A 14,308-nucleotide genomic window follows, 5' to 3' on the forward strand; every position below is an offset into this window, starting at 1 on the left:
AATCACGGGGGCCAAGGCCCTCGTTCAAAGCAGCAAGACATGAACAGCATCACTTCATCTTGAGGTTGGCGGCAGTGAATCGGCCGTCGAGATTGGAGGACCGGTATGACTTACGCGCTTCGACAGATGGTGGTGCTTGGCTGTATCGCCGCATTCATGCCCCTCCCCGCGCTGGCCCAGAGCGCCCCGCCGCCACCACCCGTCACGGTCGCCAAGCCGGTCGTTCGCGATGTTGTCGACAGCGACGAGTTCATCGGCCGTTTCGAGCCGGTCGACGAGGTCTCCGTTCGCTCGCGCGTCGGGGGTTACCTGCAGGAAATTCATTTCCAGGACGGCGCATTGGTCAAGCAGGGCGACCTGCTCTTCGTCATCGACCAACGGCCGTTCGTCACCGCGCTCAATCAGGCAAAGGCGGCACTCGAATCGGCGCAATCCGCCTTGGTCTTTGCCGATGCGCAATACAAGCGCACGCAATCGCTTGCTTCGAGCGGTAGCCAGTCGGCGCAGACGCTGGATGATCGCCGCCGCGAATTCGATTCGGCCGAGGCCAATGTCCGCGGCGCACAGGCCGCAGCGGACCGCGCCTCTCTCGACATGGAATATACCGAGATCAAAGCGCCGCTCAGCGGCCGCATCGACCGTCGGCTGATCTCTGCCGGCAACCTCGTGCAGACCGACCAGACTGTGCTGACGACGATCGTTTCGCTCGATCCGATCGATTTCTATTTCGACGTCGATGAACGCCGTCTGCTCAATTTCGCCGACACGGCGCGCAAACTGGGCAAGGATCTCCAGTTGGGCGGTGGCGGACTGGATGTCTCCGTCACGATCTCGGATCCCACTGCCAAACCATTCAAGGGGAAGCTCGATTTCGCCGAGAACCGGGTCGACAATGAGAGTGGCACCATTCGTCTGCGTGCCCGCTTCCCCAACCCCGATCTCGTCCTTCAGCCCGGCCTCTTCGGTCGCATACAGGTCGAAGCCTCCAACACCTACCAGGCCATTCTCGTCCCCGACGAGGCAATAGGCTCGGACCAGAATGAGCGCGTCGTCTATGTCGTCGCCGAAGACGGCACGGTGTCGACCAAGCCCGTGAGACCTGGACCGCGTCTTTATGGCTACCGCGTGATACGCGAGGGCCTCGACGGCACCGAGACGATCATCGTCAACGGCCTGATGCGCGCCCGGCCGGGTGCAAAGATCACGCCTCAGATGACCGAACTGCCCAAGGAGCGGCAGGACACTGCGCCCGAAACCGTCGGCGCGGAGAACGGACAATGAGATTTGCTCATTTTTTCGTAGACCGGCCGATCTTTGCGGCCGTCATCTCGATCCTTTTTCTCGTGGTCGGCGGCATTGCCTATACACAATTGCCGGTATCGCAGTATCCTGAGATAGCGCCGCCGACCATCGTCGTGCGCACCTCTTATCCGGGTGCCGACCCGCAGACGATCGCCGATACCGTTTCGACGCCGCTCGAGCAACAGATCAACGGCGTCGAAGACATGCTTTACATGTCTTCTTACTCCAGCGCTGACGGCGCCATGTCGCTGACGATCACCTTCAAGCTCGGCACCGATCTCGACAAGGTCCAGGTGCTTGTCCAGAACCGCGTTTCCATCGCCCTTCCCCGTCTTCCCGAAGAAGTCCAGCGGCTTGGCGTGACCACCGACAAGAGCTCGCCGGATCTGATGATGGTGGTGCACCTGCTGTCGCCGTCGCACCGCTATGACCAGCTTTACGTCTCGAACTATGCCCGCAACCGCATCCGCGACGTTCTCGTGCGCCTTGACGGCGTCGGCGACGTGCAGATCTTTGGCGAGCGCCAGTATTCGATGCGAATCTGGCTGGATCCGGAAAAGCTCTCCGCCTACGGGATGACCTCCGATGACGTCGTCTCCGCGTTGAGAGACCAGAACGTCCAGGTATCAGGCGGCAAGATTGGGGCTCCACCCGTCACCGGCAAGAATGCATTCGAATATACGGTGCGAACGGATGGCCGTTTCTCCGACGTGCGCGAGTTCCGATATGTCATTGTGAAATCGACGACATCGGGCCGCCTCGTGCAGTTGCAGGATGTCGCCCGGATCGAACTCGGTGCACAGGATTACGTCACCAACAGTTATCTCAACAACGATCCCGCAGTTGCTCTCGGCATCTTCGCCCGGCCGGGAACCAACGCCCTGGACACGGCCCATCAGGTCCAGACGCTCATGAAGGACATATCCCAGAATTTCCCGCCGGGTCTGGAATATCGTATCGTCTACGACACGACCGAATTCATCTCGGATTCGATCACCGAGGTCTATAGGACCATTGCCGAAGCGGCCATCCTCGTCGCAATCGTCGTTCTTGTCTTCCTGCAATCCTGGCGAACCGCGATCATTCCGATCATTGCCATCCCGGTATCGCTGATCGGTACCTTCGCTGTCCTTCTCGCCTTCGGCTTCTCGCTCAACATGCTCACCCTGTTCGGCCTTGTGCTGGCAATCGGTATCGTCGTCGACGACGCGATCGTGGTCGTGGAAAACGTCGAGCGCAATCTGGCGCGCGGCATGACACCGAAGCAGGCGTCCCATGTCACGATGGACGAAGTCGGAACCGCCGTCGTCGCCATCTCGCTGGTGCTGATCGCCGTGTTCGTACCGACAGCCTTCATTCCAGGCATCTCTGGCCAGTTCTACCGGCAGTTCGCGGTCACGATCTCCGTCACCACTGCAATTTCCGCATTGAATTCGCTCACACTGTCGCCCGCGCTCGCAGGCATATTGCTGAAAACCCATGACCATGAAACCAAGCGCACGAATGTCGCATCCCGTCTGGGAAGAGGGCTGGCAGACGGCTTCAACCGTGGATTCGATCGGCTGAGCTCCGGCTATTCATGGACCGTTCGGCATCTGGTCAGCAGTTGGGTAGGGTTGACAGCCGCGATGGTCACCTTCGCCTGCCTACTCGGAGCGACCTGGTACATGAGCACGAAAGTTCCCGCGGGTTTTATCCCGACCATGGACCAGGGTTACGCGATCATCGTCATACAGCTACCGGATGGAGCGTCGCTTGCGCGTACCGATGCCGTCGTCAAACAGGTGGGCGATATCGCCCGCACCGTGCCCGGCGTCGGCAATGCCGTGCAATTTGCCGGCTTCAGCGGGGCGACGTTCACCAACGCCTCGAATGCCGGCGTCGTCTTCGTCCCGTTCAAATCCTTTGCCGAACGTGAAGAAGGCGGCGAGAACGCCAACAAGATCATCGGCGAGCTTTACGGCAAGCTGCAAAGCATCCAGGAAGCCTTCATCATCGCCATCCCGCCGCCATCCGTGCGGGGCGTCGGCAATTCCGGCGGCTTCAAGATGCAGATTTCCGATCTCGAAAACGCCGATATGACCCGCGTCCTCGGCCTCGCCCGCCAGATGATGGGTGCGGCGGCAACGACCGAGGGGCTGACCGGCGTCTTTACGACATTTTCGGATGCCAGCCCGCAATACTTCCTCGCGATCGACCGCGACAAGGCGCGCTTCCTGAATGTGCCGATCCCCAATATCTTCAACGCCCTTTCCATCAATCTCGGCGTCGCCTACGTCAACGATTTCAATGCGTTCGGCCGTGTCTACCAGGTTCGCGCCCAGGCCGACCGGCAATACCGCATGGACCGGGAGGACATCCTTGCCCTGAAGGTCCGCTCGGCGACCGGCGCGCTGGTTCCGCTTGGAACCTTGATGGACATCCAGGATGCCAGCGGCCCGGCGCTTGTCCAGCGCTACAACATGTACGTCTCGGTGCCGCTTCAGGGCAATCCGACGCCGGGCACGTCGACGGGTGATGCCATCGCCAAGATGGAAGCGCTGGCAGCCAAGATCCTGCCGCAGGGCACGACCTTCGAATGGACGGAACTGGCCTATCAGGAAACCCACACCGGCAACACCGCCATCTACATCTTCGCCCTGTCTGTCGTCTTCGTCTTCCTGGCGCTGGCGGCGCAATATGAAAGCTGGGTTCTGCCGCTTGCCATCATTCTGATCGTCCCGCTTGCGGTGCTCGCGGCGCTGATCGGTGTCTCGCTGAGGGGAATGGACAACAACGTCCTGACGCAGATCGGCCTGATCGTCCTGATCGGTCTTGCGGCCAAGAACGCCATTCTGATCGTCGAGTTCGCCAGACAGGCGGAAGATGAGGGCAAGTCGCCGGTGGAGGCAGCCATCGAGGCCAGCCATCTTCGGTTGCGCCCGATTCTGATGACGGCATTCGCCTTCATCTTCGGTGTTCTGCCGCTTGCCATCGCCACCGGCCCCGGCGCCGAAATGCGCCAGTCGCTCGGCACCGCCGTCTTCTCGGGCATGCTCGGCGTGACGATCTTCGGCCTGTTCCTGACACCGGTCTTCTATGTCGTGTTGCGCGGCTGGCGCCGCAACCGACCGGCTGAGAAGCCGGTCGAGACCGTCCCGATCGAAAAGGAGACGGTTTAATCCGCTTCGTGACAAGCTCCGCTCGATGGTGAGGTGGGAAAGTCAGGTGGAAAACAGATGCACCTGACCCTGCCAAAAGCGGGCGACGGTGAGCTTGCCGCTACGAAAGGCGCGCGTATCGAGATTGAGCCGCCTCGGCCGTATGTCGGGCTCGTCGTTCGGCGTATGACCGTGAACGACGAGTTTCGGCAACGGTATCCGGCTTTCGAGAAACCGCTGGCGGATGAGGACCAAATCCTCGTCCGTCTGCTCGCTGAGCGGCAGCTTCGGATTGATGCCGGCATGCACGAAAATCACGCTCGGGGTCTCCAGCAGGACAGGCATCGCCCGCATGAAATCGATATGCGTACGCGGCAGCGACTGCCGGATGAAGGCATCGAGCTTCGCGCCGGAGGGGAAGACCAGCGGCAGATGCTCCGGATCGAGGCCATAGGATTTGAGCAGCTCCGCCGACCCCATCTGCATCCAATCGTGATAGGAGATCCAGCCATCGATATAGTCGAGCATGGCGATCTCGTGATTGCCGGCAAGGCAGATGCGATCGAATCCATCAGGCGGCGGCTCCATGAGGTGGGTGATGACCTGTGCCGATTCCGGGCCGCGGTCGATATAGTCGCCGAGCGTGACGATCAGCTTACGCTCGGGCAGCCGCGCGCCATCGCGCAGGATCGCCTCCTCGGCTTTCACAAGCAGGTCATAGCGGCCGTGAATGTCGCCGATCGCATAAGTTGGGATAGCGGCAATATCCAACGTCAGACGCGGTCTCGGCTGGCGCGCCATTTTCGAAACCTCGCTGTTGCGAGCACGAGAGTCGCTCATCACATTTCTCGATCAAGGAAGCCCCACTTCACCGTAAGTAGAGCAAAGGAAAAGGCAATCAAGCTGGTAAGAAAATTCAAAGCACCCGGGTTTTGTAGAAAAACCGGCCTTATCATTCGAAGGCTAATCCCTCACTCCTGTATGCGTCGAGGAAAGAGTGACCGATGGGAACGGTATCGCAGTTTCATGAGAGCCTAAGGTCTCCCGCGCATCGTATCGAAAGCGAAGAGGAGGCGATATCCACGGCCCGCGACCTCGCCGCCGCATTCCGGCATCAGGCGAGCGAACGCGATATCAACCGCATCCTGCCTTTTGCCGAGCTTGATGCGCTATCTCTATCGGGGCTGACGGCAATCACTGTTCCGCCAGACTATGAAGGGCTCGACGTGTCGAACGCCCTGCTCGCCGAAATCGTTGCAATCATCGCTGAGGGCGATGCATCGATCGGCGAGGCGCTGGAAAATCACTTTTCTGCGCTGGAAACGCTCCGCACTCAGGCTGCCGAAGATTTGAAGGTATCGCTGTACGCCCGCGTGCTGCTTGGCGACCGCTTCGCGGGCGCCGCCTTCACCGACGGGACCGAACTGACGGCCGAAGGCCCGGGCTACCGCCTGATCGGGCGCACGCGGCAAGTGCCCGGTATTCTCTTCGCCGACTGGATCGCCGCTGCCGCCACCGCTCCTCCCAGCCGCCCGGTGACGCTCTACCTCGCACGCGGTGAAGAAGGCGTGCAGGTGGTTGATGATTGGGACGGCTTCGGCCAGCGCACCAATGGATCGGCGACGGCGATCGTCGGAACACTTCATGTCAATGCCGATGCGATTGCCCCTGCCCCCTCCTCCGGACATTCGACCGACATCTCGCTCGGCCTGCTGCTGAAGGCGGGCGTCAGCCTGGGCATCGCCCGGGCCGCATGGAGCGACCTGATGACCGCAATTGGCGATCGCAGCACGAGCGTCCTTCCGCAAATCGGCGAACGCGCCATCCGCATCGAAGCAACGGCGGCAGCCTTGGAACGGGCTGGCCGCAAACTCGACATTGCCCAGGTCAATCCCGTTGAGGCCGCGATGGAGGACGCGCATTTCTCCTGCTCGGCGGCCGCAAATCCTTGCCGGGGAAACGGCGCTCGACACCGCAAATGCGATGTTCGAACTTGCAGGGGAAACATCGGCCAGCATCGGGCTCAATCTCGACCGTCATTGGCGCAACACCCGCATTCACGCGCTATCGTTGCCGCGGGATAGCCTGGTGCATACCGCAGGTGAATATAGGTCGAAGCCCGGCAGCAGCTAATTCAGCTGGCGGCGGAGATCGGGAATTGTTCCTTGGCGCCGTCGATGCGGCCGCCATCGGCAACGAATTGCTCGAGGGTCATATTGTCGAGAATGGCGGCGATCGCGTCCCGAACATCGGTCATTGAGCGCCGCACCTGACAGGTTTCCGGATCGGCACAGTCGTCGCAGGCCTCGTAAGCCGTACGGCTGGCGCAGCGGATCGGCGCTAAGGGCCCGTCGAGCGTGCGGATGACATGGCCGATGCGGATTTCGGTTGCCGGCCGCGAGAGGGAATAGCCGCCGCCCGGTCCCTTTTTCGAGCGCAGGATGCCGACATTGCGCAGTTCGAGCAGGATCGTGTCGAGAAACTTCTTCGGGATATTGTTGCGGGCCGCGATGTCGTTGATGAAGGCGGTCTCACCCGGCGCCAACCGCGCCAAGTCGACCAGCGCCTTCAGCCCGTATTTTCCCTTTTTCGTCAGCATCGTCGTCGCCTTGTAGAAATCGCAGTATTTATCCTGCCAATAGCAGGCAAATAGCGTCAAAAGCGTGAACATACAACAAAATAGCTATTATTTATAGCTTGTATCGGCAACGTCCACAGGCTCGCGCGGCAGCCGTGAGAAGGACCGGCCGCCGCGCGCTTTGTCAGCCGCCCTCAATCAGATCGTCTTCAGCATGCCACCATCGACGAAATAGGTCGAGCCGATGCAATAGCTCGCACGCTCCGAACTCAGGAAGACGAAGACGTTGGCCAGCTCCTCCGGCGTGCCGAAGCGTTTGGAGGCGGCGTGCTCGTTGGCGACGCTCTGCAGATAGCCTTCCCAGTTGCCGCCGGTTTCCGCCGTCAATTGCTTGGCGGTCTTGATCCAGTCGGGCGTCAGGATCAGGCCGGCATTGACGCAGTTGACACGGATATTGTCCTTGATGAGTTCGGTCGAGAGCGTCTTCGAAAACATCATCAGCGCCGACTTGCTGACATTGTAGATCGGCTCGTACCAGAGCGGCTGGACGGCGCAGATCGAGGCATTGTGCAGGATCACCCCGCCACCGCGTTCCTTCATCTGCGGCGCGATGCCGCGCGCCAGCCGCACGGCGGCCATCACATGCAGGTCCCAATAGGCCTGCCACTTCTCGTCGGGCGCCTCCATCACCGTCTCGTTCGATCCGGTGCCGGCATTGTTGATGAGGATATCGGCGCCGCCTTTTTCGGCCGCCGCCGCAATGATCGCCTCGGTTCCCGCAACCGTCGCCACATCGGCCGCGACAGCGGCGGCGCTGACGCTGTACTTCTCGGCGATACGGGCGGCTTCCGCCTCGAGCCGTTCGCCGCCGCGTGCTGCCAGCACGAGGTCGGCGCCCTCAGCCGCCAGCCCCTCGGCGATCGCCAGCCCGATGCCGACCGACGCACCGGTAATGACGGCAGTCTTACCCTTCAATCCGAGATCCATGTCTTCCTCCGCAAACGGCCGGAGATCCCGGCCTGATGTGCCGAGTGTTCCGCCAATGAACCCGGGCGTCAAGCGTCCGGACCCCTCTTGCGGCAGGCGCCGATCTGTCGCATGCCTGCATCAACATGTGGGAGGAGTTTTCATGCGACGTTATTCAGCCTGCATAGAATGGCTGTTTGCCGAAGAGGGTGACAGCTTTCCCGATCGCATCCGCCGCGCCCATGCGGCCGGCCTGACGACGATCGAATTCTGGCGCTGGACCGGCAGGGATCTGGATGCGATCGAGGCGGCGCTGAAGGAAACCGGCCTTGCCGTCTCCAGCCTCGTCGCCGAACCGATGATCGCGCTGACCGACGCTGCCAACCGGCAGGCCTGGCTGAAAGGCCTTGCCGAATCCGTCACTGTCGCGAAGCGTCTCGGCGCGCCGGTGCTGATTGCCCAGGCGGGCGACGATGTCCCAGGCTTGACCCGCCAAGAACAGCGCCGGGCGCTGACCGAAACGCTGAGAGCCGGCGCCGACATCCTCAAAGGCAGTGGTGTTCGCCTCGGCGTCGAGCCGCTCAACATCCGCATCGACCATGTCGGCTATTTCCTCGATTCGACCCGCGAAGGTCTCGACATCATCGATGACGTCGCTCGCCCCGAGATCGGCATCGTCTACGACATCTACCATTCCGCCGTGATGGACGAGCGCACCGAGGAGGTGCTGAACGGCCGTCTCGACCGTATCGTCCACGTCCACGTCGCCGATCACCCTGGCCGCAACGAACCGGGCTCCGGCGATATCGACCTTGCTCGACGCCTCGGCTGGATCTTCGCCAACGGTTACGACGGCGCCGTCGGTCTGGAATACCGCCCGACTAGGCCCGGCGCGGACGCAGTCAAGGCCGCGATTGCTTCGCTCGGCGGTTAAACCTCGGCGGCATCGACGCTTGCCACCACCTTGCAGGGTCCGGCCGAGCGGCGCTCGATAATGCGCGAGGCGATCATGATGCGCCGCGCCGGCATGCCCGGCAGGCGTGGATTTTCGATGCGCTCGAGCAAAAGCCGCAGCCCGACCGCCCCGCATTCTTGCCCCTCCATCCTCACCGTCGTCAGCGCCGGCGAGATCTGCGTCGCCGGCGAGTAGTCGCCGAAACCGACGACCGAAATATCGTCGGGAATGCGGTATCCCTGACCGAGCAACTCGGAAACCACGGTCAGGGCAAGCCCGTCATGGGCGCAGAAAAAAGCCGTCGGCCGGATGCCTTTTTCGGCGAGCGCCCGGAAGGCTGCGTTGAAGCCATTCTCTTCGTCGAACTGCATAACATGAAGCGCAACATCCGGATAACGTTCGGCGATTTCTCGGGCACCGTAATGCCGCTCCTGGCGGCCCCGCAGGCCCGGCATGCCATAGACGTACACGATGGACCGATGGCCGAGCCCGACCAGATACTCCAGCACCGCCTGCCCTGCCTCATGATCGGTGCCACCCACATGATCGATCTGTTCGAGCGCATCGACCCAGCCGAAACGCACGATCGGAACGCCGGTGGCACTCACCGCCGCCACTGCCTCCCGGGCATGTGGACCGACGAGCATCAGCCCGTCGCAGCTGCGCGCCAGCTCTTCCAGCTGACCGGAATCATGGGTCCAGCGTACGCGCAGCGTCATGCCAAGCCGATGAGCCTCGCGCTGCACACCGTTCTGCACCTGCATATAGAGCTCACTGTTGACCGCATCGAGATCGTGAAAGACAACCGCGACCTCGCCTGCAGCACCCTGCCCGGCGGGCTTGGTATAGCCAAGGCGCTGCGCCGTCTCGCGGATCAGTGCGCGCGTCTCCTCGCTGACGCCACTCTTGCCGGCAAGCGACCGCGATACCGCATATTTCGACAGGCCGACCTCCTTTGCGATGGTCTGCAATGTAACCCGGCCTCTGCTTCCCACGTGACACCTCAGCATTCGATTGATGCGACGCTGGCTATATCAACCGCGCCACCAAAGCAAATTTTTACACTAACGGAAACATAACGCTTTACCTAACAATATCCAAATGTAATCTTCCCCTCATCCCAGCCCGCAGCAAAAAATAATGATAAGGGCGCGGATTTTTGGAGGAGATCCCTATGATCAAGCTGAAACGACGTGCGTTTCTGGCCGGGACATCGGCCGCCCTGATATTGCCGGCCCTGCCGGTTTTCGCCGCTGACTTCAAGGAAGCGGATATCTTGAAAACGAAGGTGTCAAGCGGCACCCTGCCGGCCCTGAAGGACCGGCTTCCTGAAAATCCGCTCGTCGTCAAACCGGTCGAAAGCGTCGGCAAATACGGCGGCGACTGGAACATGGCGCTCGTCGGCGGCGGGTCGCTGTCGATGCTGTTCCGCTATCAAGCCTACGAGCCGCTGCTGCGCTATACGCCCGACTGGTCTGGCGTAACGCTGAATGTCGCCGAGTCCTTTGAGGGCGACGCCGAGTCCAAGGTCTATACGATCCGCCTGCGCAAGGGCATGAAATGGTCGGACGGCCATCCCTATACCACCGCCGACATCAAGTTCTGGTACGACACCGTTTTCACCGACAAGCGCGTCGCCTTTGTCGGCCAGGATCACTGGAAGTCCGGCGGCAAGCCGGCCAAGCTGGAGATCGTCGACGAGCAGACCTTCAAGGTCACCTTCGACAAGCCGAACGGCCTGTTCCCGCTGCAGGTCGCCTGGGCAAACAACGACCAGACGACGCGCACGCCGAAACATTATCTCGAGCAGTTCCACATCGACTTCAATCCGAAGGCCGATGAACTCGCCAAGCAACGCGGCTTCGAAAGCTGGATCGCTTCCTTCCAGGCGGCCGCCGGTTTCCAGGATGACAACGCCTTCTTCCTGAACTCCTCGAAGAAGCCCTGCGTGCATGCCTGGATGTTCACCATAGCGCCCGGCGAAAACACCGAACGCGCCGTTGCCGAGCGCAATCCTTACTATTGGAAGGTCGATACCGAGGGCAACCAGCTGCCCTATATGGACCGTATCGTCTACCAGATGGTCGCCGACCCGCAGGTTCTGCTGTTGAAGGCCATGCAGGGCGAAGTCGACCTGATGGACCAGTATATCGCCACGCCGAACAACAAGTCGGTTCTCTACGATGCGCGTGAGCAGGGCGGTTATGATTTCTACACACTGACCTCGACCGAGGCCAATGTGATGAATTTCATCTTCAACCTGAACCACAATGACGAGACCAAGCGGAAGCTCTTCCGGAACAAGGATTTCCGTGCGGCACTCTCGACCGCGCTCGACCGGCAGTCGCTGATCGATGCAGTGCTTGTTGGTCAGGGGGCGCCTGCCCAGCCGTCGATCAAGAAGGAAGACCCGCTTTACAACGAGCAGCTCGCCACGCAGTTCACGGCCTATGACGTCGACAAGGCGAATGCCATGCTCGATCAGATCGTGCCGAAGCGCGACGACCAGAACTTCCGCCTCGACGAAAAGGGCCGCCGCCTGACAATCATCTTCGAGATCGACCAGGCGCGCGCCGTTTTCCTCGATCTCTTCCAGCTGGTGATCCCGATGTTCCAGGCGGTCGGCATCGATGCGCAGATGCGCTCGATGGACCGTTCGCTCTGGGAGACGCGCGTCCGCCAGGGCCGTGATTTCGATGCGACCGCCCACCAGTTCGGCGCAAACGGCGGCGTCGCCGCCATGCTCGACCCACGCTACTACGTGCCGACCGATGCCAACGCCATGTATGCCCCGGCCTGGCAACTCTGGTATCGCGACCGCGCCAATGCCAATGCCGAAGAGCCGCCGGAAAGCACGAAGAACCAGCTTGCGCTCTACGACAAGCTGAAGGCGACCTCCGACGCATCAGGCCAGCGCGAGGTCATGAAGCAGATCCTGCAAGGCGCCGCCGACAATTTCTATGTCTTCGGCATTTCGCTGCCGCCCGATGGATACGGCATTGTCAAGAACAACATGAAGAACATCACGAAGATCATGCCGAACTCCTTCGGCTGGCCGACGCCTGCTCCGACCATGCCGGAGCAGTTCTACAAGGTCTGAAGACCTTTATTCCAGGAGCCTAGTTAGGCGCCGGCCCCGCCGGTTGGCGCCGAGGCCCTTTTTTGCCGATGATTGGATGAAGACGATGCTCGATGCCAGAAAACAGAATACCCACATGCTGAGGACGCCGGACTGGTTCAAGACGGCGACCCGCTGGACCCAGCTGACCTTCGTGGAAGACGATCCGGAGAAATACGACCCGGCCTTCTGGGTCGACGTCTTCAAGCGCACGAAATCGAACGCGGTCTGCCTCAGCGCCGGCGGCTACATTGCCTATTATCCGAGCGAAGTGCCCTACCATTATGTGAGCAAGTATCTCGGCGACAAGGATATCTTCGGCGCGCTCGTCGATGCCGCTCGCAAACTCGATATGCATGTCATGGCCCGCGTCGACCCGCATGCTATCCATGACGATGCCGCCAAAGCCCATCCCGAATGGGTGATGATCAATGCCGACGGCACGCCGCGCCGTCACTGGGCCTATCCCGATGTCTGGGTGACCAATGCCTATGGCGACTACAACACCGTCTTCATGCCTGAGGTGGTCAAGGAGATCGTCCGCAAATACGATATCGATGCGGTCTTCGCCAATCGCTGGCAGGGCCACGGCGTCGATTATAGCGAAGACAGCGCCCGCCGCTTCAAGGACATGTCCGGCCACGCCCTGCCTGTAAAACCCGACGCCGAGGATCCCGCCTGGCAGGCCTGGGTGCAATGGCGCCGCCGCGTGCTCACCGACATGATCGCGCAATGGGACGATGCCGTCAAAGCGATCCGTCCGCATGCGAGCTTCATTCCGAACATGGGCGGCGCGTCTCTGATGGAATTCGACCTCTCGGTCATCGCCAGGCACTGCCCCTTCCTCGTCGTCGACCATCAGGGCCGCAAGGGCCTCGAGCTCGGCTGGTCGGCTGGCCGCAACGGCAAGCGCATCCGCGCCACCTTCCCCGACCGCCCGGTCGTACTGATCACCTCGATCGGCCCGGAGGAGGAATATCGCTGGAAGGACGCCGTCACCTCGGGCGAGGAGATGCAGCTCTGGATCAATGACGGCACCGCCCACGGCCTCTACGCCTGGTTCACCAAGTTCAACGGTGTCGTGCCCGACAAACGCTGGGTCGAGCCGGTGGCCGACGCATTCGGCCTGCAGGCAGCCGTCGAGCCAGTGCTGGAAAGTATGAAGCCGACCGCCGAAATCGCCGTCATCGATCCCTCGACGACGCTGCGCCACTGGGCGCCGGAAGAACGGCATTCCGCAGAGAAGCACGATCTCGGTCTCTACCACGCCCTCGTTGAAGCCCGCCTGCCCTTCGAGCTGCTTTCGGACCAAGTGCTGACCGATGAAAACCTCGACCGCTTCAAGCTGATCATTCTCGCCAACGCCTCCTGCCTTTCGGATGTGCAGAACGCGGCGATCCGCGCCTATGTCGATCGCGGCGGCAGCGTCATTTCCTCCTACGAGACGTCGCTGCGTGACGAATTCGGCAAGAAGCGTGACGAATTCGGTCTGGCCGACGTGCTCGGCGCCAGATACGTCTCCGGCCCGCGCGGCATCGTCAAGAACACCTATGTTGCCCTTTCCGGCGATCACCCGATCAATCGGGGTTTCGACGGCGCCGAACGCATCATGGGCGGCACCCGCCTGATCCACGCCGAGCCGTCGGCCGATGCAAAGACTCCCTTCCTCTACGTACCCGACTTTCCCGATCTGCCGATGGAAGAAGTCTATCCGCGTGAAGACCCGAAAGGTGCTGCCGTCATCGCCCGCGAGACTGGCAAGGGCGGCCGCACGGTCTATATTCCCTGGAACATCGGCGAGATCTTCTGGGAGGTCTTTGCGGTCGACCACGCCCGTCTCATCGCCAACGCCGTCCATTGGGCACTCGGCAAGACGCCGCGCGTCACCGTCAAGGGCAAGGGCGTCGTCGATCTGGCGTTGCGCGAAAACGATGAGGGCCTGGCGCTCAGCCTCTTCAACCTCACCAATCCGATGATGATGAAAGGCCCGATTCGCGACAATTACCCTCTGGCAGCGCAGACCGTTTCGGTGGAGATTCCGGAGGGCCGATCGGTGGCGAAGGCTTGGCTCGTTGTTGCCGATCGCGCCGCAAGCTTCAGCTTCGGGAATGGCCGCGCGCAGGTGGAGGTGCCAGCTATCGATCGGCTGGAGGTCCTGCATCTCACCTGGAAATGAGATGACACGCGACGGAGGAGCGCTTTCGGCCTGGAGGGCCGAAGGCGGGTGAAGATCCGGGGGAAGCGCGTCA

General features: G+C 61.4%; 9 protein-coding genes and 1 pseudogene. 6 read left to right on the forward strand and 4 right to left on the reverse strand.

The annotated features are described in order from the left end of the window. Positions 1-105: 105 nt before the first annotated feature. A complete protein-coding gene (locus G9X64_RS06650) occupies positions 106-1,281 on the forward strand; it encodes an efflux RND transporter periplasmic adaptor subunit (RefSeq protein ID WP_168311703.1) in 1,176 nt (391 codons plus the stop codon). After that, the gene (locus tag G9X64_RS06655) at positions 1,278-4,463 is read left to right on the forward strand and encodes an efflux RND transporter permease subunit (RefSeq protein ID WP_168311704.1); all 3,186 of its coding nucleotides are present in this window, start codon (positions 1,278-1,280) and stop codon (positions 4,461-4,463) included. The genes G9X64_RS06650 and G9X64_RS06655 overlap by 4 nt, the downstream gene beginning before the upstream one ends. A gap of 42 nt (positions 4,464-4,505) precedes the next feature. Here the strand turns inward: G9X64_RS06655 and G9X64_RS06660 are convergent, their stop codons facing one another. Continuing rightward, the gene (locus G9X64_RS06660; protein ID WP_171376217.1) at positions 4,506-5,282 is read right to left on the reverse strand and encodes a metallophosphoesterase family protein; all 777 of its coding nucleotides are present in this window, start codon (positions 5,280-5,282) and stop codon (positions 4,506-4,508) included. Between the two features lie 164 nt (positions 5,283-5,446). Between G9X64_RS06660 and G9X64_RS06665 the strand changes: the two are divergent. Then, positions 5,447-6,575, forward strand: a pseudogene (locus G9X64_RS06665) (acyl-CoA dehydrogenase). A gap of 1 nt (position 6,576) precedes the next feature. Here the strand turns inward: G9X64_RS06665 and G9X64_RS06670 are convergent. Further along, positions 6,577-7,041: an RrF2 family transcriptional regulator gene (locus G9X64_RS06670; protein WP_003542434.1), complete on the reverse strand. Its 465-nt coding sequence runs from the start codon at positions 7,039-7,041 to the stop codon at positions 6,577-6,579. Between the two features lie 177 nt (positions 7,042-7,218). Further along, the gene (locus tag G9X64_RS06675; protein ID WP_168311706.1) at positions 7,219-8,007 is read right to left on the reverse strand and encodes an SDR family NAD(P)-dependent oxidoreductase; all 789 of its coding nucleotides are present in this window, start codon (positions 8,005-8,007) and stop codon (positions 7,219-7,221) included. A 142-nt stretch (positions 8,008-8,149) separates the two neighbouring features. Between G9X64_RS06675 and G9X64_RS06680 the strand changes: the two genes are divergently transcribed. Further along, positions 8,150-8,920 (forward strand): TIM barrel protein, encoded by a 771-nt coding sequence (locus tag G9X64_RS06680; protein ID WP_168311707.1) that lies wholly within the window; start codon positions 8,150-8,152, stop codon positions 8,918-8,920. Here G9X64_RS06680 and G9X64_RS06685 read toward each other — a convergent pair. Then, entirely contained in the window at positions 8,917-9,936 is a 1,020-nt protein-coding gene (locus tag G9X64_RS06685) for a LacI family DNA-binding transcriptional regulator (RefSeq protein WP_168311708.1), read from the reverse strand. The two genes, G9X64_RS06680 and G9X64_RS06685, sit on opposite strands and share 4 nt — an antisense overlap. Positions 9,937-10,115: 179 nt before the next feature. Here G9X64_RS06685 and G9X64_RS06690 point away from each other — a divergent pair, with 179 nt between their 5' ends. After that, positions 10,116-12,041, forward strand: a complete 1,926-nt coding sequence (locus G9X64_RS06690; RefSeq protein WP_168311709.1) for an ABC transporter substrate-binding protein — start codon at positions 10,116-10,118, stop codon at positions 12,039-12,041. 85 nt (positions 12,042-12,126) lie between these two features. Beyond that, positions 12,127-14,235 (forward strand): alpha-amylase family protein, encoded by a 2,109-nt coding sequence (locus G9X64_RS06695; protein ID WP_168311710.1) that lies wholly within the window; start codon positions 12,127-12,129, stop codon positions 14,233-14,235. Positions 14,236-14,308: the final 73 nt, after the last annotated feature.

Origin of the sequence: Rhizobium sophorae (genome assembly GCF_013087515.1) — a bacterium.
Taxonomy (GTDB): Bacteria; Pseudomonadota; Alphaproteobacteria; order Rhizobiales; family Rhizobiaceae; genus Rhizobium; species Rhizobium sophorae.

What these genes read in the sequence shown, in the direction of transcription:
- G9X64_RS06695 (WP_168311710.1), top strand. Translation starts at nt 12,127, where the DNA reads ATGCTCGATGCCAGAAAACAGAATACCCACATGCTGAGGACGCCGGAC.
- G9X64_RS06670 (WP_003542434.1), bottom strand. Translation starts at nt 7,041, where the DNA reads ATGCTGACGAAAAAGGGAAAATACGGGCTGAAGGCGCTGGTCGACTTG.
- G9X64_RS06650 (WP_168311703.1), top strand. Translation starts at nt 106, where the DNA reads ATGACTTACGCGCTTCGACAGATGGTGGTGCTTGGCTGTATCGCCGCA.
- G9X64_RS06680 (WP_168311707.1), top strand. Translation starts at nt 8,150, where the DNA reads ATGCGACGTTATTCAGCCTGCATAGAATGGCTGTTTGCCGAAGAGGGT.
- G9X64_RS06675 (WP_168311706.1), bottom strand. Translation starts at nt 8,007, where the DNA reads ATGGATCTCGGATTGAAGGGTAAGACTGCCGTCATTACCGGTGCGTCG.
- G9X64_RS06655 (WP_168311704.1), top strand. Translation starts at nt 1,278, where the DNA reads ATGAGATTTGCTCATTTTTTCGTAGACCGGCCGATCTTTGCGGCCGTC.
- G9X64_RS06690 (WP_168311709.1), top strand. Translation starts at nt 10,116, where the DNA reads ATGATCAAGCTGAAACGACGTGCGTTTCTGGCCGGGACATCGGCCGCC.
- G9X64_RS06660 (WP_171376217.1), bottom strand. Translation starts at nt 5,282, where the DNA reads ATGAGCGACTCTCGTGCTCGCAACAGCGAGGTTTCGAAAATGGCGCGC.